The sequence below is a fragment of the Faecalibacterium sp. An77 genome (genome assembly GCF_002161315.1).
GTDB lineage: Bacteria > Bacillota > Clostridia > Oscillospirales > Ruminococcaceae > Faecalibacterium.
This window is the reverse complement of the sequence record NZ_NFHK01000001.1, coordinates 153,860-176,078: the sequence shown is the minus strand read 5'-3', so window position 1 is coordinate 176,078 and position 22,219 is coordinate 153,860. Positions and strand designations below refer to the sequence as shown.

The 22,219-nt window shown below is 62.0% G+C and carries 16 protein-coding genes and 1 tRNA gene; 4 read left to right on the top strand and 13 right to left on the bottom strand.

The genetic code is table 11. The features are described from left to right. Positions 1 to 4: 4 nt before the first annotated feature. Both B5G28_RS00760 and B5G28_RS00755 read left to right on the top strand, forming a co-directional pair. Entirely contained in the window at positions 5 to 1,051 is a 1,047-nt protein-coding gene (locus tag B5G28_RS00760; protein ID WP_087245432.1) for an ABC transporter ATP-binding protein, read from the top strand. Beyond that, positions 1,044 to 1,985 carry an ATP-binding cassette domain-containing protein gene (locus B5G28_RS00755; protein ID WP_087245429.1) on the top strand — a complete coding sequence of 314 codons (942 nt, stop codon included), beginning with the start codon at positions 1,044 to 1,046 and terminating at the stop codon, positions 1,983 to 1,985. The genes B5G28_RS00760 and B5G28_RS00755 overlap by 8 nt, the downstream gene beginning before the upstream one ends. Before the next feature lie 403 nt (positions 1,986 to 2,388). Here B5G28_RS00755 and gpmI read toward each other — a convergent pair whose 3' ends face one another. From gpmI to B5G28_RS00740, 3 genes are all read right to left on the bottom strand, one after another. Further along, positions 2,389 to 3,921: a 2,3-bisphosphoglycerate-independent phosphoglycerate mutase gene (gene gpmI, locus B5G28_RS00750; protein ID WP_087245427.1), complete on the bottom strand. Its 1,533-nt coding sequence runs from the start codon at positions 3,919 to 3,921 to the stop codon at positions 2,389 to 2,391. A 39-nt stretch (positions 3,922 to 3,960) separates the two neighbouring features. Continuing rightward, positions 3,961 to 4,731, bottom strand: a complete 771-nt coding sequence (gene tpiA, locus B5G28_RS00745) for a triose-phosphate isomerase (RefSeq protein WP_087245425.1) — start codon at positions 4,729 to 4,731, stop codon at positions 3,961 to 3,963. A 114-nt stretch (positions 4,732 to 4,845) separates the two neighbouring features. Beyond that, a complete protein-coding gene (locus tag B5G28_RS00740) occupies positions 4,846 to 6,054 on the bottom strand; it encodes a phosphoglycerate kinase (protein WP_087245423.1) in 1,209 nt (402 codons plus the stop codon). 411 nt (positions 6,055 to 6,465) lie between these two features. Between B5G28_RS00740 and B5G28_RS00735 the strand changes: the two genes are divergently transcribed. Then, positions 6,466 to 7,377 (top strand): sugar phosphate nucleotidyltransferase, encoded by a 912-nt coding sequence (locus tag B5G28_RS00735; RefSeq protein ID WP_087245421.1) that lies wholly within the window; start codon positions 6,466 to 6,468, stop codon positions 7,375 to 7,377. Positions 7,378 to 7,455: 78 nt separating this feature from the next. Here the strand turns inward: B5G28_RS00735 and B5G28_RS00730 are convergent, their stop codons facing one another. From B5G28_RS00730 to B5G28_RS00715, 4 genes are all read right to left on the bottom strand, one after another. After that, a complete protein-coding gene (locus tag B5G28_RS00730) occupies positions 7,456 to 9,087 on the bottom strand; it encodes a hypothetical protein (RefSeq protein WP_087245419.1) in 1,632 nt (543 codons plus the stop codon). Positions 9,088 to 9,303: 216 nt separating this feature from the next. Next, on the bottom strand, positions 9,304 to 10,335 hold the full coding sequence (gene gap / locus B5G28_RS00725; protein WP_087245417.1) for a type I glyceraldehyde-3-phosphate dehydrogenase: 1,032 nt from the start codon (positions 10,333 to 10,335) through the stop codon (positions 9,304 to 9,306). Positions 10,336 to 10,508: 173 nt separating this feature from the next. Beyond that, the gene (locus B5G28_RS00720; protein ID WP_087245415.1) at positions 10,509 to 11,273 is read right to left on the bottom strand and encodes a hypothetical protein; all 765 of its coding nucleotides are present in this window, start codon (positions 11,271 to 11,273) and stop codon (positions 10,509 to 10,511) included. A 6-nt stretch (positions 11,274 to 11,279) separates the two neighbouring features. Further along, entirely contained in the window at positions 11,280 to 12,644 is a 1,365-nt protein-coding gene (locus B5G28_RS00715; RefSeq protein WP_087245413.1) for a citrate synthase, read from the bottom strand. Positions 12,645 to 12,952: 308 nt separating this feature from the next. Here B5G28_RS00715 and B5G28_RS00710 point away from each other — a divergent pair, with 308 nt between their 5' ends. Beyond that, entirely contained in the window at positions 12,953 to 13,984 is a 1,032-nt protein-coding gene (locus B5G28_RS00710; protein ID WP_087245411.1) for a SpoIID/LytB domain-containing protein, read from the top strand. A gap of 83 nt (positions 13,985 to 14,067) precedes the next feature. Here B5G28_RS00710 and B5G28_RS00705 read toward each other — a convergent pair whose 3' ends face one another. From B5G28_RS00705 to B5G28_RS00680, 6 genes are all read right to left on the bottom strand, one after another. Beyond that, entirely contained in the window at positions 14,068 to 15,111 is a 1,044-nt protein-coding gene (locus B5G28_RS00705) for a hypothetical protein (protein WP_144066501.1), read from the bottom strand. Positions 15,112 to 15,297: 186 nt separating this feature from the next. Continuing rightward, positions 15,298 to 15,954: a nuclease-related domain-containing protein gene (locus B5G28_RS00700; protein WP_158099571.1), complete on the bottom strand. Its 657-nt coding sequence runs from the start codon at positions 15,952 to 15,954 to the stop codon at positions 15,298 to 15,300. 76 nt (positions 15,955 to 16,030) lie between these two features. Continuing rightward, positions 16,031 to 16,108: transfer RNA gene (locus tag B5G28_RS00695), tRNA-Pro, on the bottom strand. Positions 16,109 to 16,187: 79 nt separating this feature from the next. Beyond that, positions 16,188 to 19,067, bottom strand: a complete 2,880-nt coding sequence (uvrA, locus tag B5G28_RS00690; protein ID WP_087245405.1) for an excinuclease ABC subunit UvrA — start codon at positions 19,065 to 19,067, stop codon at positions 16,188 to 16,190. Next, entirely contained in the window at positions 19,054 to 21,111 is a 2,058-nt protein-coding gene (uvrB, locus tag B5G28_RS00685; RefSeq protein ID WP_087245403.1) for an excinuclease ABC subunit UvrB, read from the bottom strand. Before uvrB ends, uvrA begins: the two co-directional genes overlap by 14 nt. A 172-nt stretch (positions 21,112 to 21,283) precedes the next feature. Then, positions 21,284 to 22,093: a JAB domain-containing protein gene (locus B5G28_RS00680; RefSeq protein ID WP_087245401.1), complete on the bottom strand. Its 810-nt coding sequence runs from the start codon at positions 22,091 to 22,093 to the stop codon at positions 21,284 to 21,286. Positions 22,094 to 22,219: the final 126 nt, after the last annotated feature.

The window sequence follows — 22,219 nt, the reverse complement described above, 5'->3', positions numbered from 1 at the left end:
AACAATGGATAAAAAAGCGATTATCTCTGCCCGTGACGTGGAGATTCAGTTCAGCCTGCGCGGCCGGACGCTGAAGGCTATCCGCAAGTGCTCCCTGGACCTGTACGAAGGCGAGACCCTCGCCATCGTGGGCGAGAGCGGCTCGGGCAAATCGGTCTTTACCAAGACCTTTGTGGGCATGCTGGACGCCAACGGCAAGATCACCGGCGGCAGCATCATGTTTGAAGACCGCGATATGGCCAAGTTCACCGAAAAGGAATGGCTGAATATCCGCGGCAAGAAGATTTCGATGGTCATGCAGGACCCGATGACCAGCCTGAACCCGCTGAAGAAAATCGGCAAACAGATTCAGGAGAGCATCGAGCTGCACCAGGGCCTGAAGGGCGAAGCCGCCAAGAAGGCTGCCATCGAGATGCTGGGCAAGGTCGGCATCCCCGACCCCGAGCGCCGGTACAATCAGTACCCCCATGAGTTTTCGGGCGGCATGCGGCAGCGCGTGGTCATCGCCATCGCCGCCGCCTGCAAGCCGCAGGTCCTGATCTGCGACGAGCCCACCACCGCGCTGGACGTGACGATTCAGGCGCAGATCCTGCAGCTGATCCGCGATCTGCAGAAGGATCTGGGCATGTCGGTCATCTACATCACCCATGACCTGGGCGTTGTGGCCAACGTGGCCGACCGTGTGGCCGTCATGTACGCCGGCCAGATTGTGGAGTACGGCACCGTGGAGGAGATCTTCTACGACGCATGGCACCCCTACACCTGGGCTCTGCTGCAGGCTCTGCCGCAGCTGGGCGTCAAGGGCGAGGCTCTGCCCACCATCGACGGCACCCCGCCGAACCTCTTCAACGAGATTCACGGCGATGCCTTCGCACCCCGGAACAAGAAGGCTCTGGCCATCGACTTTGTCAAGGAGCCTCCCTTCTTTGAGGTTTCGCCCACCCACGCCGCCAAGACCTGGTATCTGGACCCCCGGGCCCCCAAAGTGGAGCGCCCCCACTCGATCCAGAACCTGCGCAAGAAAATGATGGAGGACCACACCAATGGCTGAGAGAGAAAAGCTCATTGAGATCAAGGACCTCCAGATCTCCTTCGGCTCGGGGCGCAAGAAGTTCGTGGCCGTTGACCACGTCAACTTCGACATCTACAAGGGCGAGACCTTCTCCCTGGTGGGTGAGAGCGGCTCGGGCAAGACCACCATCGGTCGCGCCATCACCCGCATCAACCCCACTTCGGCCGGCGACATCCTGTTCAAGGGCCGCAAGATCAACGGCAAGATCCCCAAGGAGCTGGACCAGGAAGTCATCCGCAAATGCCAGATGATCTTCCAGGACCCCATGGCCTCGCTGAACGAGCGCGCCAAGGTGGAGTATATCATTGCCGAGGGCCTGCTGAACTTTCACCTGTACAAGGACCAGAATGACCTGCACGAAAAGGTCATGGCTGCCCTGCACGAGGTGGGCCTGCTGCCCGAGTTTGCATCCCGTTTCCCCCACGAGTTCTCGGGCGGCCAGCGCCAGCGCATCGGCATTGCCCGTGCTCTGATTATGGAGCCTGAGTTCATCGTGGCAGACGAACCCATCTCGGCGCTGGACGTGTCGATCCGTGCTCAGGTGCTCAACCTGCTGAACAACCTCAAGGCGTCCCGCGGGCTGACCTACCTGTTCATCGCCCACGACCTGTCGGTGGTCCGGTTCATCTCGGACCGCATCGCCGTCATCAGCAAGGGCCGTATCGTGGAGCTGGCCGAGACGGAAGAACTGTTCCGTCATCCGCTGCACCCCTACACCAAAGCCCTGCTGTCGGCTGTGCCCATCCCGGACCCCAGCCTGGAGAAGAAGAAAAAGCTGCTGGTGTATGATCCGTCGATTCACGACTACAGCACCGACAAGCCCGTTTGGCAGGAAATTGCCAATGGTCACTTCGTCTACGGCAACGAGAAGGAGCTGGAGGGTTACCGCAAGGAGTATGAAGCTACCCGCTGATTCCCCTGCCCCCTGAAAGCCTCATAAGCACAAAAAGACCCCGCGGCCTCCGGTATTCACCGGGAGCTGCGGGGTTTTTATTGTGCTGCGGCGGGCGCCGCCCTCATGGGGGCCAATGGAGGCCCTACAGAGGGTTTTGGCAGGAAGGCATAACTTTTCCGGGGCCGGGGCAAAGAGCGCAGGACGCCCCCAGGAGGCGCTGTGCGAAGGCTTCCCTTCCCCTTGATACTTTCGTCTGCTGCAATGCAGGCTCTGCCTGGCAGGTTTTGGCCCCGGGCAGTCCCCTGCCCTGCGGGCGGAACCTTCTCACCAAGCGCAAAAAGAGCCCCGCGGGCGGTGCGTCGCTGGACGCAGGCCTGCGGGGCTCTGTGCTGTGTTTTATGCGGGGATGCGGGAGACTTTATCAGTTCCGGACGATCAGGCTCTTGCCGGTCATTTCCTTGGGCTGAGGAATGCCCATCAGCTCAAACATGGTGGGAACCAGATCGCTCAGGACGCCGCCCTCCCGGAGGGTGAAGTCGTTGCCTGCGCCGATCACCACACAGGGCACCGGGTTGGTGGTGTGAGCGGTGAAGGGGGTGCCGTCGGGGTTCTTCATCTTGTCGGCGTTGCCGTGGTCGGCGGTGAGGATGACCTTGCCGCCGGCGGCCAGAACTGCGTCGATGACCTTGCCTGCGCACTGGTCCACGGCCTCCACAGCCTTGACAGCGGCATCAAAGACGCCGGTGTGGCCCACCATGTCGCAGTTGGCGAAGTTCAGGATGATGACGTCGTACTTGCCGCTCTCAATCCGCTTGACGCACTCCTCGGCAACCTCGGGGGCGCTCATTTCGGGCTTCAGGTCGTAGGTAGCTACCTTGGGGCTGGGGATCACGCAGCGATCCTCGCCGGCGAAGGGCTCCTCGCGGCCGCCGTTGTAGAAGAAGGTGACGTGAGCGTACTTCTCGGTCTCGGCGATGCGCAGCTGGGTCATGCCCAGGTCGGAGATATACTGGCCCATGACGTTGTTCAGGTCCACGGGAGGATAAGCCACCTCGCAGTTGGGCATGGTGGCGTCGTACTCGGTCATGCAGACGTAGTGCACCGGGAACCGGCCATAGCGGCGCTCAAAGCCGTCGAAGGCGTCGTCCACAAAGATGCGGGTCATCTGGCGGGCACGGTCGGGGCGGAAGTTGATGAACACCACGGTGTCGCCCTCCGAGACACGGCCGCCCTCGCAGGTGACGCAGGGCACCACAAACTCGTCGGTAACGCCGTTGGCATAGCTGCGCTCGATGCATTCCTTCCAGCCGTTGGCCTTCTCGCCCTCGCCGTAGACGAAGGCAGCGTAGGCCTTCTCCTCGCGATCCCAGTTCTTGTCGCGGTCCATGGCGTAGTAGCGGCCGGTGACGGTGGCAATCTTGCCGATGCCCAGCTTGTCCAGCTCGTTCTGGACGTTCTGCAGGAAGCCCTCACCGTCGTGGGGGTCGGTGTCACGGCCGTCCATGATGGCGTGGACATAGACGTCCTTGGCGCCCATGGCCTTGGCCATCTCCAGCAGGCCGAACAGGTGCTCCTCGTGGCTGTGAACGCCGCCGGTGCCCATCAGGCCCATGAAGTGGATGGCCTTGCCGGCGTCGATGGCAGCCTTCATGTTGCGGACCAGGACGTCGTTCTTCTGCATCTCACCGTCATGGATGGACTTGGTGATGAGGGTCAGCTGCTGGTAGACGATGCGGCCGGCACCAATGTTGGTGTGGCCCACCTCCGAGTTGCCCATCTGACCGTCGGGCAGGCCGACGCTCATGCCCGAGGCGCCGATGGTGACGTTGGGGCAGGTGGCAAACAGGTGGTCGATATAGGGAGTCTTGGCGGCGACGATGGCGTTGCCATCCACTTCGTCCGGCACCCAGCCGAAGCCGTCAAGGATGCAGAGCATCATGGGTTTCTTTGCCATAGTTTTTTCTTCCTCAGTTTCTATTGATTTGTCCGGGGCTCAGCCCTTGGAAGCAGCGTTGACAATCACTGCAAAGTCGGCAGCCTTCAGGGAGGCGCCGCCGATCAGGCCGCCGTCCACGTTCTTCTTGCTGACCAGCTCCTCGCAGTTCTTGGCGTTCATGCTGCCGCCGTACTGGACGGTGGTAGCCTCAGCCACGGCCTCGCCGTACAGCTCGCCGATGACCTTGCGGATCTGGGCGCAGACCTCCTCGGCCTGGTCCGAGGTAGCGGTCTTGCCGGTGCCGATGGCCCAGACAGGCTCGTAGGCGATGACCACGTTGGCCATCTGCTCGGCGGTGACGTCACGCAGAGCGATCTTGGTCTGCATACGGACCAGCTCCTCGGTGACGCCCTCCTCGCGCTGCTGCAGGCTCTCGCCCACGCAGACGATGACCTTCAGGCCGGCGTTCAGAGCGGCCAGGGTGCGCTTGTTGACGGTCTGGTCGGTCTCTGCGAAGTACTGACGGCGCTCGCTGTGGCCCACGATGACGTACTCCACGCCCAGATCCACCAGCATGTCGGCGCTGATCTCGCCGGTGAAGGCGCCCGACTTCTCAAAGTGGACGTTCTCGGCGCCCACGTGGATGTTGGTGCCCTTGGTCTTGGCCACGGCGGTCACCAGGTCGGTGAAGGGGGTGCAGATGACCACCTCGCAGGTGGCATCCTTGACGGCGGGGATCAGCTCGTCGATCAGCTGAGCAGCCTCGGTGGCGGTCTTGTTCATCTTCCAGTTGCCGGCAATGATAGCCTTGCGCTTTGCCTTATCCATAATCGTATTCTCCTTGTCTTTCCCAGGGTCGGCCTCCAAAAGCCGCCCAAAAATAAAAGGGCGCGGCGGCGTGTCGCCGCCGCACCCATCACATCTTTGTGAAAAGCGACTGCCTTATGCGTTCTGAATGACCGCGATGCCGGGCAGATCCTTGCCCTCCAGGTACTCCAGGGAGGCGCCGCCGCCGGTGGAGATGTGGGTCATCTTGTCGCCCAGGCCCATCTGCTGGACGGCTGCTGCGCTGTCGCCGCCGCCGATGACAGTGGTAGCCTCGCTCTCAGCCATAGCCTTGGCCACAGCCAGGGTGCCGGCTGCCAGGGTGGGGTTCTCGAACACGCCCATGGGGCCGTTCCAGACGACGGTCTTGGAGGACTTGACGGCGTCGGCGAAGAGCTTCATGGTCTCGGGGCCGATGTCGCAGCCTTCCATATCAGAGGGCATGTTGGTAACCGGGAAGACAGCGGTCTCAACCGGTGCGTCGATGGGATCGGGGAAAGCCTTGACACAGACAGTGTCGATGGGCAGCAGCAGCTTGACGCCCTTGGCCTTGGCCTTCTCCATCATCTCCTTGCAGTAGTCGATCTTGGAGTCATCGCACAGGCTCTGGCCGATCTCGTAGCCCTGAGCCTTGATGAAGGTGTAAGCCATGCCGCCGCCGATGATCAGGGTATCCACCTTCTCCAGCAGGTTGGAGATGACGTTCAGCTTGTCGGCCACCTTGGCGCCGCCCAGAATGGCGGTGAAGGGACGGACAGGATCGTTCACGGCGTTGCCCAGGTAGCGGATCTCCTTCTCCATCAGGTAGCCAACAGCGGTATCCTTGATGTAGTCGGTGACGCCGGCGGTGGAGCAGTGTGCGCGATGGCAGCTGCCGAAGGCGTCGTCCACGTAAGCGTCAGCCAGGCTGGCCAGCTCCTCCGAGAAGGCGGCCACGTTCTTGGTCTCCTCCTTGCGGAAGCGGGTGTTCTGCAGCAGGACCACGTCGCCGTTGTTCATAGCAGCGACAGCGGCCTTGGCGTTCTCGCCCACGACGTTGTCGTCGTCAGCGAAGACAACTTCCTTGCCCAGCTTGGCGCTCAGAGCCTTGGCGACGGGGGCCAGGCTGAACTTGGCCTCGGGGCCGTTCTTGGGTTTGCCCAGGTGGCTGCACAGGATCACCTTTGCGCCATCGTTCACCAGCTTCTGGATGGTGGGCATGGCCGCATTGATGCGGTTCTCATTGGTGATGACGCCGTCCTTCATGGGGACGTTGAAATCGCAGCGGACAAGAACCTTCTTGCCGCAGTAATTCTGATCGTCGATGGTCTTCTTACCTAAACCCATTGTTCTAAACTCCTCTCAAATCCTTTTGTTTGCCTGAAGTGAGTTTTGTCATCGTCGGGTCTCCCCGTGGATAGTTCTATTATATACAATTCAGCGGCCCAAAGCAAGCAGTTCTTTGATAATTCATTGGCAAACATGCTTCAATGGAGGAAAAAAATGCATTCTGGGTGCTTTTGGGAAAAACAGACTTGTCAAGAACGGAGCTCCGGGTCTATAATAGGCTCAAGCAGCCGGCTCCACATCCAGCGTGTCGGACGAACGACACACGCACCGCAAAACCGCGCGCTCAGCCTTACGGCCCTACCTCCTGCCGGGAATGTCCTGTCGGTGGCCGGCCTGTATGCGGATGCTGACCGGGCCGGCGGCGAAACCGAATATTGACAGGCTGGCATACAAAGGAGGAACACTTGTATGGATAAACCCGTTCTGGTCGTACTGGCTGCCGGTATGGGCAGCCGCTACGGCGGCATGAAGCAGCTGGACCCGGTTGGTCCTTCCGGGCAGCTGATCATCGACTATTCGATTTTTGACGCCCGCCGGGCCGGCTTTGAGAAGGTCATCTTCATCATCCGGCAGGAATTCGAGGCGGATTTCCGCAAGGCCATCGGGGACCGTCTGTCCCGCCTAATGGAGGTGGAGTACGCCTATCAGTCCCTGGACGACCTGCCCGCTCCCTACACCGCCCCCGAGGGCCGCACCAAGCCCTTCGGCACCGGTCAGGCGGTGCTCAGCGCCCGGAATCTGATTCACGGCCCCTTCGCCGTCATCAACTCGGACGACTACTACGGCCCCGAGGCCTTCCGCGTGATGTATGAATACCTGTCCACCCACGCCGACACCCAGCAGTACCAGTACTGCATGGTGGGCTACCAGGTCAAGAACACCGTCACCGAGAACGGCAGTGTCTCCCGCGGCGTCTGCGTCGTGGGCAGCGACGGGATGCTGGAGAGCGTCACCGAGCGGACCAAGATCGTCCAGGACAAGGACGGCGTCATCCGCTACGCCGACGGGGACGGCTGGGTAGACCTGCCCGGCGACACCCTGGTGAGCATGGGCATCTGGGGCCTGACCGCCAGCTTCATGCAGGAGGCACAGGACCGGTTCTCCGGCTTCCTGGCCGAGAGCCTGCCCAAAGATCCCATGAAGTGCGAGTACTTCCTGCCCACCATCATCTCCGATCTGATCGGCGAGGGCAAGGCCCAGGTTCGGATGCTCCACAGCACCGACAAGTGGTACGGCGTCACCTATCGGGAGGATAAGCCCGGGGTCATGGCCGCTCTGGCCCGTCTGACCGAGGAGGGCCTCTACCCCGTTCAGTTCTAACCTTTCCACTCCATAAAAAATACCGCGCATCCCTCACCGTCCGGCGGCGGGAGATGCGCGGTTTTCTTTTTGTCTTGTTCAGCCCTGGCGGGCGGCCAGAATTTCCTCACAGCTGAGGCCGTATTTGCGGGCGATGTCCTTGGCGTAGCTGAGGCCGTCGGGGGTGGCACGGATCACCCGGTAACTGCGGGTGCCGTCGGCGATGTTCTCCATCTGGGCCACCAGGTTGTCAATGCAGCCGGTGCGGCCGGGGGTGGCGTTGAAGCGGTCCACCTCCTGGGTCAGCTCATGGATATGGGTCACATAGACCCCGCCGCAGCCCATCACCGCAATGGCCGACAGCACTTCCCCGGCGATATAGCCGCCCTCCAGCAGGCTGGTGGAGCTGAAGCTCTCGTCCATCAGCAGCAGGTCCTCCCCCGTCAGCAGGTGGAGAATCTGGCTCATCCGGGCGCACTCGCTCTCCAGGCGGCCCTTGCCGTAGTTGTCCTCGTCCGAGGTGGGAAAGTGGGTGAAGATGCACCGGACCGGGCTCATAACCGCCTCTTTGGCGGGGACCAGCAGGCCCAGCTGAAAGAGGGCCTGGGCCATCCCCACCGAGTAGCAGAAAATGGACTTGCCGCCGTGGTTGGGGCCGGTGACCAGATAAAAGCGGCCTTTGGCGTCGTAGCCGAAGTCATTGGCCACCACCGTCCCCTTGTCCTCGCTGCGGAGGACCAGCATGGGGTTGTAGACGTCTTTCAGGTGGAGGGCTTTTTCCTCCATGGGGCGGATGGCGGGGCGGCAGAGGGCGCAGCCCTGGCTTTTCAGTTCCAGCAAAAAGCTGACCGCCGCCGACAGGAACCGGAAATCATCCAGCAGCCCGATGAAAAAGGCGGTTTCGTCCCGGAAATACTGGTCGATGACCGGCTCCCAGCTGCGGATGGTGCGGGCAAAGGCGGTGTCCAGCGCCCGGCAGACCGCCTGGTCCAGGGCGTGTTTTTCCTCCTCCCGGGCGGTCTTGGCCAGGTTGGCAAAGCCCGAGATGCAGACCATGGGGTCCTTTTTATCCCGGCCCAGCAGCTTGTCCAGGACGCTGCCCTGGCGGTATTTGTCGGTGTTCAAAGCCAGCAGGCCCACGTCGGTGACCCGCAGGGTGCCGTCCAGGTTGATGCCCAGGGCGATGCTCTTGATATGGCCGATCTGGTATTCGGTCTGTTCCAGCTGGCGGGTCAGGGCCTGGTAGGAATCGCTGGTGCGCCGTTTTTCCACCTCCTGCCGCAGGGCGCTAAAGCCCTCGCTCCGGATGGGGGCCGACGCCAGGCGGCTGTGGAACAGTTCCACCAGTTCCAGATAAATCTCCAGATACCGCACCGAGGCCAGGCTGCTCTCCACCGAGGAAGAGGAACTGTTCAGGACTTTTCGCATCTCGGCGGCGTCCCGCAGCATGGGCAGGGCGTCCCGGATCAAATCCCGCAGGTCCTGGCTGGCCACCAGGTCCGCCACCACGTCCAGCCGCCAGGCCAGGACGTCGGTGTCAGTGGTATAAAACTGTTCCAGGCGCAGGTCGGGCAGGCCCCGCCAGCTCTCCCGCCGCACCGAGACCATCTGGTCAATCTGGAGGGTGTGGAAAAAGCTGGAATCGGGCAGCGCGGCCCCTCTGGCTGGCTTATGCGGCGGATACAACAGGCGGAAACTCTCCCGCCCGGCGCCCTGCGGTCCCTCTGGCATACAATCGCCCCTTCCCTGGAAATGTGGAGATAATCTTATTAAACTCTTTTAACCAACAAATGTCCAGCCTGCAGGGAAAATAAAGTGCAGGGCGGCCCGGATGGGCCTGCGATTTTCTCCGGCGCCCGCCTAAAACAGCGGCACGGCAAACAAAAAAGGGGCCGCCAGCCCGAAAGCTGGCGGCCCCTGATAAGCCCTTTGGAGTACCCTCAGTACTTAGCAGTTCTCAGCGAAGTACTTGATGGTGCGGACCATCTGAGAGGTGTAGGAGTTCTCGTTGTCGTACCAAGACACGACCTGAACCTGATAGGTGTCGTCGTCGATCTTAGCGACCATGGTCTGGGTAGCGTCGAACAGAGAGCCGTAACGCATGCCGATGACGTCGGAAGAAACGATCTGGTCCTCGTTGTAGCCGAAGGACTCAGAAGCAGCAGCCTTCATAGCGGCGTTGATGGCTTCCTTGGTGACGTCCTTGCCCTTGACAACAGCCACCAGGATGGTGGTGGAGCCGGTGGGAACGGGCACACGCTGAGCAGAGCCGATCAGCTTGCCGTTCAGCTCGGGGATGACCAGGCCGATGGCCTTAGCAGCGCCGGTGCTGTTGGGAACGATGTTCTGAGCGCCAGCACGTGCACGGCGCAGGTCGCCCTTGCGCTGGGGGCCGTCCAGGATCATCTGGTCGCCGGTGTAAGCATGAACGGTGGTCATGATGCCGGAGACAACGGGGAAGGCCTTGTTCAGGGTGTCGGCCATGGGAGCCAGGCAGTTGGTGGTGCAGGAAGCAGCGGAGATGACCTTGTCCTCAGCGGTCAGGGTCTTCTCGTTGACGGAGTAGACGATGGTCTTCAGGTCGTTGCCGGCGGGAGCAGAGATGACGACCTTCTTAGCGCCAGCCTCGATGTGAGCCATGCTCTTATCCTTGCTGGTGTAGAAGCCGGTGCACTCCAGAACGACATCGACGTTCAGCTCGCCCCAGGGGCAATCCTTAGCGTCCTTAATGGCGTAGATCTTGATCTCCTTGCCATCGACAACGATGGAGTCCTCGGTGGAAGAAACGGTGTGCTTGTTCTCGCCGATCTTGCCGCAGAAGGAGCCCTGAGCGGTGTCGTACTTCAGCAGGTGAGCCAGCATCTTGGGGCTGGTCAGATCGTTGATAGCGACAACCTCGTAACCCTCAGCGTCGAACATCTGACGGAAAGCCAGGCGGCCAATGCGGCCAAAACCATTGATAGCAACTCTTACAGCCATTTTATATACCTCCTAAAATTTTTACCCTTTGAAATAGGATAAATCTCACGGTGTCTTTATTATAGACCAAAAACGCCAAACCTTCAAGTGCCCGACAAAGAAATAACAAGCGGTTTTTCGTTTTTATAGATTTTATATCATTTCACTCAAACGTTTTTAGTACTTTTGGCAAATCAGCCCGCCGCGTGGGAGCCTTTGCTATGGGGAGACGGCGCGGCGCACAGCACCGCGCAGACGCCGCCCAAAAGGCCGATGGCGGCCAGAGCCCAGTCACCCGGGCCGGCGGTCCACAGGACGCACCGGGGCAGCTGCCAGCACAGGCACAGGCAGAAAGCCAGCAGCCCATAGCCCCCCAGCGCCCGGCCGTCGGCCGCATCGGGCAGGCAGAGCGCCCGCAGCAAAGCCGCCAGGAACAGCAGGGCGGCCAGCTGCTGCCAGACCGCCGAGGTGGGGACGGTGCGGTGCCAGCTGGAGCCGTTGGTCATAAAACTCAGGAGAATCTCCCACACAAAGAGCAGGCTGCCCGCCACGCCGAACCAGGCCGGAGGCGGATTTTTGCGGGGCGCGGCCAGCCAGCCCACCCCCAGATACCCCAGCCAGGCCCCGCAGGCCAGAGCCAGGACGCTTTCCACTGCCGCGGCCACACCGGCGGCTCCCAGCAGGCCGGCGATCCCCTGCCACAGGCAGAGGACAGCCCCTGCCAGAGCGGGCAGGGCGGCCAGAGGCTGGCGGCGGTTCAGGGGCGCCGGGCTGCCGCCGGCAAGCCGTCCCACCAGAAGGGCGGCCGCTGCGAACACGGCCAGCACCAGATACCGCTGCCACACGGCCCCCGCGGTCACCAGGCCGGTCTCGGGGTCGGTCCAGAGGGCAAGGTCCGCCCAGCGGATGCCGCAGAACACGGCCCCAGCGGCCAGGTATGCCATTACCTTTGCTTTCATCTTCGGTTAACGCTCCTCGAGGGGCTTATAGCGCTGACGCACCCCCAGATATTTATAGGCCGGACGGATGATCCGGTTGGCAAAGACCACTTCTTCGATGCGGTGTGCGCACCAGCCCGGCAGACGGGCGATGGCGAACAGCGGAGTGTACAGGTCCTCCGAGATGCCCAGCATCTGGTAGATCAGGCCGCTGAACAGGTCCACGTTGGCGCAGACCGGCTTGGAGCTGCCCTTCTCCTCGGCGAAGATGGCCGGGGCCAGGCGCTCGATGCTGCACAGCATATTGTACTCGGCCTCAAAGCCCTTTTCGTAGGCCAGATGGCGGGCGCGCTCCTTCAGGATCACCTCACGGGGATCGCTGATGGTATAGACGGCGTGGCCCATGCCGTAGATCAGGCCGCTGCCATCGCCGGCCTGCTTGCGCAGGATGCGGCGCAGGTACTCGCGGACCTCATCGTCATCGTCGTAGTTTTCCACGTGGGCCAGGATATCTTTCAGCTGGCGGTTGACGGCCAGGTTGGCGCCGCCGTGCTTGGGGCCCTTCAGGGCGCCGATGCCCGCCGCAATGGCCGAATAGGTGTCCGACCCGGAAGAGGACACCACGCGGGTGGCAAAGGTGGAGCAGTTGCCGCCGCCGTGGTCGGCGTGGAGCAGCAGACAGGTGTCCAGCAGCTTGGCTTCCTCATGGGTGAACTTCTGGTCCGGGCGGTAGGTGCTGAGGATATGCTCCGCCGTGCAGTGGCCCGGCTGGGGCAGGTGGAAGAACATGCTCTGCTTATCGTAGAAGCGGCGCTTCATCTGGTAGGCGTTCACCATCATGGTGGGCATGCCGCCGATGAGGGCGATGCTCTGGTGCAGCAGGTTCTCCAGGCTCAGGTCCTCGGGGTTCTCGTCGTAGGAGTACATGCCCAGGACACACCGCTGCATTTTGTTCATGATGTTGGGCGAGGGGGCGTTCATGGTGTCCATGAAGCCCTCCGGCAGGTCGCGGTGTTCGGCCAGAATGTCGTGGAAGTTCTCCAGCTGCTTTTTGGTGGGCAGGCTGCCGAACAGCAGAAGCCAGATGACCTCCTCAAACACAAAGCGGTCGTTGCGGTAGGCTTCCTCCACGATTTCGTTGATGTTGACGCCGCGGTAAATCAGACGGCCAGGAATCGGGATGATGTGCCCTTCCTGATCCTTTTTGTAGCCCACAACGTCGCAGACGTTGGTCAGGCCTGCCAGAACACCGGTGCCATCCGGGTTGCGCAGGCCGCGCTTGACGCCCAGCCGCTCGCTGGTCTCGGGGTCGATGTAGTTATTGGCCAGATACTCCTCACAGAGGGTTTTCATGGCCTCGTGCTCTTTGGTTCCCGAATTTGTATTCATCATGACGAATCCCCTTCCCTTCTCCATACGGCCGCAGAGAGCACCCGCGGCCGGTATCGTTTGTTTTGCCTCTCTGGTGTGCAAAGATCCCCTTTCCACTAAAATGCGATGGATGTGCTTATGATATCGCTTTTGTTAAATAAATTCAAGTCAAAACTGTCCAAACCCGGCCCGAAATACGAAATATTTTAAGAATATTCGAATTTTATTCACATTTCGTCGCTGGGGCACGCACAGATCCAGGCGCGTTTCGGCCTTTCCCGCGAGGGTTCAGTGGTATCCTGTACCCCAGAAAGGAGGCTTGTTCCGGCTTGAAAAAAGCGATTATCCTATTATGGGCCCTGCTGCTGGCGCTGGGCACGGCGCTGCCCCTGGCCAGCTATCTGGTGATGGAGCAGCTGCTGGGGGCTTCCGCCCCCGGGCTGGCGGACAGCGGGGCGGCCCCGGCGCCCCAGTCCCAGGAGCCGGGAGGCCTGGCGGGCCTGGCCGGCACCGGCACGGAGGGCGACAACACCACCGTCCTGTTGCAGGATGAGAACAGCGGCCAGACCCTCACCCTGTCCATGCGGGACTATCTCATCGGGGCGGTGGCGTCCGAAATGCCGGTCAGCTGGCCGGACGAGGCCCTCAAGGCCCAGGCGGTGGCCTGTCACAGTTACATTCTCTACTGCCGGGACCACTGCGATGATCCCGACGGCCCCTGGCTGGCGGTGGACCCGGCCCGGCGTCAGGGATGCCTGACCGACACGGTGCTGCGGAGCTACTGGGGCACCGCCTACGAGGCCAACTACGCCCGGCTGTCCGCCCTCATCGACCAGGTGGCGGGGCAGGTGCTGTACTACGACGGGGCCCCGGCAGGGGCCAGCTACTTCGCCATCTCCAACGGCATGACCGAGGCCAGCGAAAACGTCTGGGACACCGCCCTTCCCTATCTGACCGCGGTGGACAGCAGCACCGACCTGACCGCCCAGGACTATGAAGTGACGGTGACCCTGTCGGCCGAACAGGTCAGCGGGGCGCTGGGGTCGGCCCTGGGGATTTCCACCGCCGGCATCGACCCGTCGGCCTGGTTCGGCACCCCCAGCTACACCCCCTCGGGCTATGTGGACAGCCTGCCGGTCTGCGGCCAAACGGTGAAGGGCACCGCCCTGCGGTCGGCGCTGGGGCTGCGGAGCGCCTGTTTCACCATCCAGGCCCGGGGGGATGCGTTTTCCATCACCACCCGGGGCTATGGCCACGGGGTGGGCCTGAGCCAATGGGGCGCCAAGGCCCTGGCCGAGCAGGGCAAGAGCTGGATCGAGATTCTGGCCCACTACTTCCCCGGCACCACCCTTGATCCTTAGACTTAGGATTCCCCTTTTTCAGGAACAAAACGGCCCCGGCGTTTCAAGACAGCGCCGGGGCCATGTCTTATTTCAGGAAAAACTCAGAACAGAGAACCAAAAAGTCCAAACAGATCTTCCAGGCCCATCAGGCTGCCGCTGGAACTGTCGGCGGCGGGCTGTGCGGCGGGCTCCTCCTGGAGCATGGAGCCGTCGGGGTCCTGAACGGACCAATAGGACCCGCTGCTGGCGGCGGCATCCGACACCGTGAAGCTGCTGGTGAAGCAGAGGCTTGCGCCGGTGGTGTCCTCGGCAATCACCAGATAGGTGTAATTGCCGGCGGGCAGGATGCCGAAGGGAATCTGGCTGTCCACTTCCCGCACCGACCAGCTGCTCTCGGCGCCGGTCAGGTTGGCGGAGGCACTCAGGACGGTGTTGCCGGCGGCATCCTCCACCAGGACGGCCACCTCCGCCAGGGTGCTGCCTGCGGTGGCGGTGACGGTGCCGTTCAGGCTCAGGCCCGAACCGGCGTGGACATTGACGGGATATGTAACCCCCACCAGCTGCAGTTCCCCGGTCTGGGGCGCGGCTGCGGCGGCGTTCTGATCCTCGGCGATGTACCAGTAGCAGGAGGCATCCGCCAGGGAGACCATGGCCTCCGAGAGGGGCACCCGGCCGGCCGAGATATTGCCGGCGGGGTCGGAACAATAAAACACACCGTTGGTGTAGTCGGTCAGTAGAACCGCGTGGGGCTCGGTCCGGTCATACAGGACAATTCCCTCGGGGTGTGCGGCCAGCAGATTGATGAGGGTCTGGGTTTTGACGGTGTTGTCCGAGGGAAGGGTGGCGTAAAGCACCTTCATGGACTTGTATGTAAAGCTGTGGGCCAGGCCATTGGACCAGGCAGCCGGACGAACCGAGTTCTCGGTCACATCCACCCAGTCGGACAGGCCGTCCAGGTAGGCCCGGCGGCGCAGCATCATGGCCGCCGCCGTCAGGGTGCAGGTTCCGCTTTGGCTTTGTTTCATATAAAAGCCTGCGTCTACGTTCAGGTCGGCTGCCCATGCACCCGGCATACAGGTGACCAGCAGCACGACGGTCAACATCAGCGCCGCAATCCGGCGGCGCCATCTGCACTGTGTTTCCAAGTTTGCCTCATCCCTTCCGGTGAACTTTCTGTGATTAGTTTAACGCAGCTGTTACCGATTTGTAAATAGTTTGAGGACAAACTTTCACCAGATTTTCTCATTTGTCGAACGGCGTCGTGCAATTTTTATGCACCTTGTCCAAAATATGGGTCTTTTTCTCCACGCCGCGAAAAAGAGGCGTACTTTTTACCGCCCGCGGCGGGCCCGCTCCTTCTCCTTCACCTGGCGGATATGGGCCTGTTTCTGGAACCAGGACACCTGGGTATAGGGCTCCAGACGGCGGTACAGGTCCTCCACCTCCCGCCAGGACAGGGGTTTGCCGCGGCCCAGCTTCCGCAGGACCCGGGGCAGCTCCTCCACCCGGCAGACGGCGGTGTCGTCCCGGTCCCACCGGACATCCGCCAGGCGGCACCGGCCCGAAAACACAATCACCGACCACAGGGGCACCTCCGGCCCCACCAGGCGGGACAAGGCCCGCATATGCCCTGCATTCTGCCAGATGGGGTTGTACAGGCTGTGCTTTTCGGTTTTGACCCGGCCCAGCCAGCCCCGGCCCGCATACACGGCGGCGGTCCACTGGGGCCGGTCCTCGTCACCGTAGATCCGGCCGGTGTAGTTTTTGCTCTCGATGACGTAAATCCCTTTCCGGGTCAGGTAGATCATATCCACCTCGGTGGTGGCGTTCTCCCCCGCCGGCAGGTACAAATTGCGCAGGCACAGGCCCTTGACCCGGAACCAGCCTTTTTCGGCCAGGCGGGCTGCCACCTGATTTTCTCCTCTCTCCCCTTTCTCCCGGGCGGGGTCCGGCCCCAGCAAAGCCCGGAGACAAACAAACCATTTCATAGACGTTGGTGAATCCTTTCTGTGTGGAAAATAAAAAAATCCGGGCTGCATCTCCTGCGAGATACAGCCCGGATTCTGGTCCGAGTGGCGAGAATCGAACTCACGGCCTCTTGAACCCCATTCAAGCGCGCTACCAAAACTGCGCTACACCCGGATATCGGCCCCCGATCCTACCAGAGCGGGGCGACATGGGCTATTATACTCACTTTGGGGCCGCTTGTCAACCCATTTTTTTATTTTTTCTGTTCTTTTTCGGCCTTCTCCTGGGCGCGGGCCAAAAGATCACGTTCCAGCAGCGGTTTCAGATACTGGCCGGTAAAGCTGCCCGGCACCTCGGCCACCTGTTCGGGAGTGCCGACGGCCACAATTTCGCCGCCGGCGCTGCCTCCCTCGGGGCCCAGGTCAATGATATAGTCGGCACATTTGATGAGATCCAGGTTGTGCTCGATGACAATCACCGTGTTGCCGGCGTCCACCAGCTTTTGCAGCACCTCGATGAGGCGGTGCACGTCCGCAATATGCAGGCCGGTGGTGGGCTCGTCCAGGATATACACCGTCTTGCCGGTGGAACGGCGGGCCAGCTCATTGGCCAGCTTGACCCGCTGGGCCTCGCCGCCCGACAGGGTGGTGGCGCTCTGGCCCAGGGTCACATAGCCCAGGCCCACGTCCAGCAGGGTCTGGAGCTTGCGGGCGATCTTGGGCTGATTGGCGAAAAAGACACAGGCCTCCTCCACCGTCATGTTCAGCACTTCGGCGATGGTTTTCTCCTTATATTTGACCTCCAGGGTCTCCCGGTTATAGCGGGCGCCCTTGCAGACCTCACAGGGGACGTAGACGTCGGGCAGGAAGTGCATCTCGATCTGAAGGATGCCGTTGCCCTCGCAGGCCTCGCAGCGGCCGCCCTTGACGTTGAAGCTGAACCGGCCCGGCCCATAGCCCCGCATCTTGGCGTCCTGGGTCTGGGCAAAGACGTTGCGGATGTCGTTGAACACCCCGGTATAGGTGGCGGGGTTGGAACGGGGGGTGCGGCCGATGGGCTGCTGATCGATGCCGATGACCTTATCCACATATTCCAGGCCGATGATGCCGTCGTTTTTGCCGGGACGGCTGCGGGCGCCGTTCAATTCCCCGGCCAGGGTCTTGTACAGAATCTCATTCACCAGGCTGGACTTGCCCGAGCCGGAAATGCCGGTGACGCAGGTGAAGGTCCCCAGGGGGAAGTCCACCGTCAGGTTGTGGAGGTTGTTCTCCCGGGCGCCGGTGACCCGCAGACAGTGGCCGTTGCCGGGGCGGCGGGTCTCGGGAACCGCGATCCGCTTGCGGCCGGACAGGTACTCTCCGGTGACGCTGCGCTTGGCCTTGCAGATATCCTTCACCTTGCCGGCGGCCACGATTTCACCGCCGTGGACGCCTGCGCCAGGGCCCACGTCCACGATATAATCCGCCGCCCGGATGGTGTCCTCGTCGTGTTCCACCACGATGACGGTGTTGCCCAGGTCCCGCAGGTGCTTGAGGGTGTCGATCAGTTTGTCGTTGTCCCGCTGGTGCAGGCCGATGCTGGGCTCATCCAGGACGTACAGCACCCCCGACAGGGCGCTGCCGATCTGGGTGGTGAGGCGGATGCGCTGGCTCTCGCCGCCCGACAGGGTGCCTGCCGAGCGGGCCAGAGTCAGATAGTCCAGGCCCACGCTCTGGAGGAATTCCAGGCGGGTGCGGATCTCCTTCATAATCTGATCGCCGATCTGGCGCTGTTTTTCGGTGAGGTTGCCCTCGTTGGCCCGGATGAAGGCCAATTCGTCCCGGATGGACATCTCACAGAACTGGCTGATGTTCAGATCCCCCACCGTCACCGCCAGCACCACCGGCTTGAGCCGCTGGCCATGGCAGGCGGGGCACTCCACACTCGACATCACCCCGGCGATCTCTTCCTTGATCCACTCGCTGTTGGTCTCCCGGAAACGGCGCTCCAGATTTTCCACAATGCCCTCGAATTCGGCGTAATACTGGCCGCTGCCAAACTCATTGGTGCGGTGGAGCTCCAGTTTTTCCCCGTTGGTGCCGTAGAGCAGGGCGTTGAGGGCGGGGCGGCTGAAATCTTTGATGGGGGTATCCAGGTCGAAGCCGTACTTTTTGCCCAGGGCAATGTAGTACATCTCGCTGACCGAACCCTCGGCGTAATACCAGCCGCTGGCCTTGATGGCTCCCTCGCGGATGGACAGGCTGCGGTTGGGGATGATGCGGTCCTCGTCCACCTTCATAAAGATGCCCAGGCCAGTGCACTTTTCACAGGCGCCCTGGGGATTGTTGAAGGAGAACAGCCGGGGGGTCAGCTCGCTGATGGAGATGCCGTGTTCGGGGCAGGCGAAGTTCTGGCTGAAGGTCATGGTCTCGCCGCCGATGACTTCCACCTCGGCCACGCCGCCGGTGAGACCCAGCGCCGTCTCCAGGCTGTCGGCCAGACGGCTGCGGACGCCTTTGCGGATGACCAGGCGGTCCACCACGATTTCCACCGTGTGCTTGATGTTTTTCTCCAGGGTGATCTCCTCATCCAGGTCATAGAGGCTGCCGTCCACCTTCACGCGGGTGTAGCCGCTGCGGCGGGCTGCGTCCAGCTCTTTCTGCTGGGTGCCCTTGCGCTGGCGGACCACCGGCGCCAGAACCTGGAACTTGGTTCCCTCCTCCAGCTTGAGGACGGCGTCCACCATTTCATCCACCGTCTGCTGGCTGATGACCCGCCCGCACACCGGGCAGTGGGGCACGCCGATGCGGGCGTACAGCAGGCGGAGGTAGTCGTAAATCTCGGTGACGGTGCCCACCGTGGACCGGGGGTTGTGGCTGGTGGTTTTCTGGTCGATGGAGATGGCCGGCGACAGGCCGGTGATCTCGTCCACGTCCGGCTTGTCCATCCGGCCCAGGAACATCCGGGCATAGCTGGACAGGCTCTCCACATAGCGGCGCTGGCCGTCGGCGTAGATGGTATCGAAGGCCAGGCTGGATTTGCCTGACCCCGACAGGCCGGTCATGACAATGAATTTCTCCCGGGGCAGGGTGAGGCTGACGTTTTTCAGGTTATGTTCCCGGGCCCCTTTGATGACAATTTTATCGTTTGCCAAAGTATTTTCTTCCTTTTCTCTGTGTCTGTGCGTGGTTCTGGCGGCGCTCGTTCTCGGCGTCCGAGTCGGTGGTGGGGTTTTCACCCCGGCGCAGCCGGTCGATCTGATCCCGCAGGAAGGCCGCATGCTCAAAGTTCAGCAGCTTGGCGGCCTCCTTCATCTCCCGGGTCAGGCGGTCAATGGCAGCCTCCCGCTCTTTGGCCCCCATCCGGCGGGTGTTGGCCTTGGCGTTTTCGGCCTTGTCGCTGATCTCGATGGTATCCCGAATCTCCTTGACGATGGTCTTGGGGACGATGCCGTGGGCTTCGTTGTAGGCCATCTGGATGGCCCGGCGGCGCTCGGTCTCGGTGATGGCACGCTCCATGCTGTCGGTGACGGTGTCGGCGTACATGATGACCAGGCCCTCGGCGTTGCGGGCCGCCCGGCCGATGGTCTGAATCAGGCTGGTTTCACTGCGCAGGAAGCCCTCTTTGTCGGCGTCCAGGATGGCCACCAGGCTCACCTCAGGCAGGTCCAGGCCCTCCCGCAGCAGGTTGATGCCCACAATCACGTCGATGGCGCCCAGGCGCAGGTCCTTGATCAGTTCCATCCGCTCAAAGGTATCCACCTCGTGGTGCATATACTTGACCTTGACCCCCTGGTCGGTGAGGTAATCGGTCAGGTCCTCGGCCATCTTTTTGGTCAGGGTGGTGACCAGAATCCGCTCGCCCTTGGCGGTGCGGGCCTTGATCTCGCCCAACAGGTCCACCACCTGGCCCTCCACCGGGCGGACCGAAATCAGCGGGTCCAGCAGGCCGGTGGGCCGGATCACCTGCTGGGCCACCTGGGTGCTATGCTCCTTTTCATAGGGGCCGGGGGTGGCCGACACGAAGATGATCTGGTTCAGCTTGGATTCCACCTCCTCAAACTTGAGGGGGCGGTTGTCAAAGGCAGAGGGCAGCCGGAAGCCGTACTCCACCAGAGTCTTTTTGCGGGCGTAGTCGCCGCCGTACATGGCCCGCACCTGGGGCAGGGTGACGTGGCTCTCGTCCACAAACAGGAGGAAATCCTCCGGAAAATAATCCAGCAAGGTGGTGGGCATGCTGCCGGGAGCCCGGCCCGACAGCACCGCCGAATAGTTCTCGATGCCCTTGCACACACCCACCTCGTTGAGCATCTCGATGTCGTAGTTGGTGCGCTGGGCGATGCGCTGGGCCTCGATGAGCTTGCCCTCGGCGGTGAACTGTTTGACCTGGGCGTCGCACTCGGCCCGGATTTTCTCGATGGCGGCGGCCTTTTTCTCGGCGCTGACAATGTAGTGGCTGGCCGGGAAGATGGCCACATGCTTGACGATGTTCTGTTTGGCTCCGGTGAGGGGGTTGAACTCGGTGATGCGGTCGATCTCATCCCCGAAAAACTCCACCTTGATGGCCATTTCGCTCATATAGGCCAGGTAGATGTCCACCGTATCCCCCCGCACCCGGAACTTGTTGCGGACGAAATTCACGTCGTTGCGCTCATACTGCAGGTTTACCAGGCGGCGGCACAGGTCATCCCGGCTCATTTCCATACCGGGGCGCAGGCTGATGACCATGCTGCGGTAGTCGATGGGGTCACCCAGGGAGTAAATGCAGGACACCGACGCCACAATGATGACGTCCCGCCGCTCGGACAAAGCCGCCGTGGCCGAATGGCGCAGGCGGTCGATTTCGTCGTTGATGGCGCTGTCCTTTTCAATATAGGTGTCGGTGCTGGGGATATAGGCCTCGGGCTGGTAGTAGTCGTAGTATGAGACAAAGTATTCCACCGCGTTCTCGGGGAAAAACGCCCGGAACTCGGTGCACAGCTGGGCGGCCAGGGTCTTGTTGTGGGCCAGCACCAGGGTGGGCCGGTTGCACCGGGCGATGACGTTGGCCATGGTAAAGGTCTTGCCGCTGCCGGTGACGCCCAGCAGGGTCTGGCAGCGGTCGCCCCGCTCCACCCCCGCCGTCAGCTGTTCGATGGCCTGGGGCTGGTCGCCGGTGGGCTGATAGGGCGACACCAGTTTGAATTGATTTTCTGCCATAGACGGCCTCCTCCCCGCCGGGATTCCGGCGCAGGCTTCACAATCAATAGTTGTATCTCTCACAAAGATTATACCACGTTTGATTTATTCTGTACAGTCCATCCCACAAATCTTTTTCCCGCCTTTTTCTCTCAGTCTGGCCCGGCGTCCCGCCGGTATGCACCCGGGGCCTTCACCCGCCGGCGGGGTCGGGCTCGCCGGAAGCGGCGGCTTCCTCGGGGGCGGGCGTTTCTGCGGCGTCCGGCTCCCGCAGCATGGCCATGCGGGGCTGGCCCACCGTCACAAGGTCCAGGCCGCACCGCTGACGGAGGGAGGCGTATTCGGTATCGGTGACGATGATATGATCCAGCAGCTCGATGCCCACCACGGCCATTCCCTTGGCCAGGCTGGCGGTGGCTTCCAGGTCCTGGCGGGAGGGCAGAACGCTGCCGCCGGGATGGTTATGGCAGAGGACGGCGCTCTCGGCCCGGGCACGCAATGCCTGACGGACCGCCTCCTGGATGGGAAGGGCCACCCGGTCCTCCCCGCCCTGCTTGATCCAGGCGGTGGAGGTGATCCGATGCTGGCGGCTCAGACAAATCAGCAAAACCCGCTCCTTCTGGATGCCCTGGTAGCGGGCCATGGCGTAGGCGCCCAGCTGTTCGGTGGTCCGCAGGCGGCGGCCGTCCTTCACCCGGCTGTGCTGATAGCAGGCCGCCACCTGGGGCAGCAGGTGCAGCAGACGGGCCGATGCCGGCCCGATTCCCTTCACGGCGCACAACTCCTTTTCATCAGCCTCCAGCACCCCGGCAAAGTCCCCGAAGGTCTCCAGCAGGTCATGGGCAATGGCGTTGGTGTCCTTCTGGGCGTTGGTGAAGTAGAGCAGGTACTCCAGCATTTCATGTTCCGCCAGGCTCTCCAGACCATACTTCTCCACACGCTGATGCATCCGCTGGCGGTGCCCGGCGTGTATGCTCTTGTTGGGTTCCTTTTTCTGCGCCATGACGCCCCCTCCTCTCTCCGGCCGGCTGCCGGCGCGGTCTGGTCTTTTTATTTAAAGGATACTTTTCTTTGGGCCAAAAGACAAGACCCCGGGGGCAAATTTTCCCCACGAATTGACTTGCACCCC

What these genes read in the sequence shown, in the direction of transcription:
- B5G28_RS00760 (WP_087245432.1), top strand. Translation starts at nt 5, where the DNA reads ATGGATAAAAAAGCGATTATCTCTGCCCGTGACGTGGAGATTCAGTTC.
- B5G28_RS00755 (WP_087245429.1), top strand. Translation starts at nt 1,044, where the DNA reads ATGGCTGAGAGAGAAAAGCTCATTGAGATCAAGGACCTCCAGATCTCC.
- gpmI (WP_087245427.1), bottom strand. Translation starts at nt 3,921, where the DNA reads ATGGCAAAGAAACCCATGATGCTCTGCATCCTTGACGGCTTCGGCTGG.
- tpiA (WP_087245425.1), bottom strand. Translation starts at nt 4,731, where the DNA reads ATGGATAAGGCAAAGCGCAAGGCTATCATTGCCGGCAACTGGAAGATG.
- B5G28_RS00740 (WP_087245423.1), bottom strand. Translation starts at nt 6,054, where the DNA reads ATGGGTTTAGGTAAGAAGACCATCGACGATCAGAATTACTGCGGCAAG.
- B5G28_RS00735 (WP_087245421.1), top strand. Translation starts at nt 6,466, where the DNA reads ATGGATAAACCCGTTCTGGTCGTACTGGCTGCCGGTATGGGCAGCCGC.
- B5G28_RS00730 (WP_087245419.1), bottom strand. Translation starts at nt 9,087, where the DNA reads ATGCCAGAGGGACCGCAGGGCGCCGGGCGGGAGAGTTTCCGCCTGTTG.
- gap (WP_087245417.1), bottom strand. Translation starts at nt 10,335, where the DNA reads ATGGCTGTAAGAGTTGCTATCAATGGTTTTGGCCGCATTGGCCGCCTG.
- B5G28_RS00720 (WP_087245415.1), bottom strand. Translation starts at nt 11,273, where the DNA reads ATGAAAGCAAAGGTAATGGCATACCTGGCCGCTGGGGCCGTGTTCTGC.
- B5G28_RS00715 (WP_087245413.1), bottom strand. Translation starts at nt 12,644, where the DNA reads ATGATGAATACAAATTCGGGAACCAAAGAGCACGAGGCCATGAAAACC.
- B5G28_RS00700 (WP_158099571.1), bottom strand. Translation starts at nt 15,954, where the DNA reads ATGAAATGGTTTGTTTGTCTCCGGGCTTTGCTGGGGCCGGACCCCGCC.
- uvrB (WP_087245403.1), bottom strand. Translation starts at nt 21,111, where the DNA reads ATGGCAGAAAATCAATTCAAACTGGTGTCGCCCTATCAGCCCACCGGC.
- B5G28_RS00680 (WP_087245401.1), bottom strand. Translation starts at nt 22,093, where the DNA reads ATGGCGCAGAAAAAGGAACCCAACAAGAGCATACACGCCGGGCACCGC.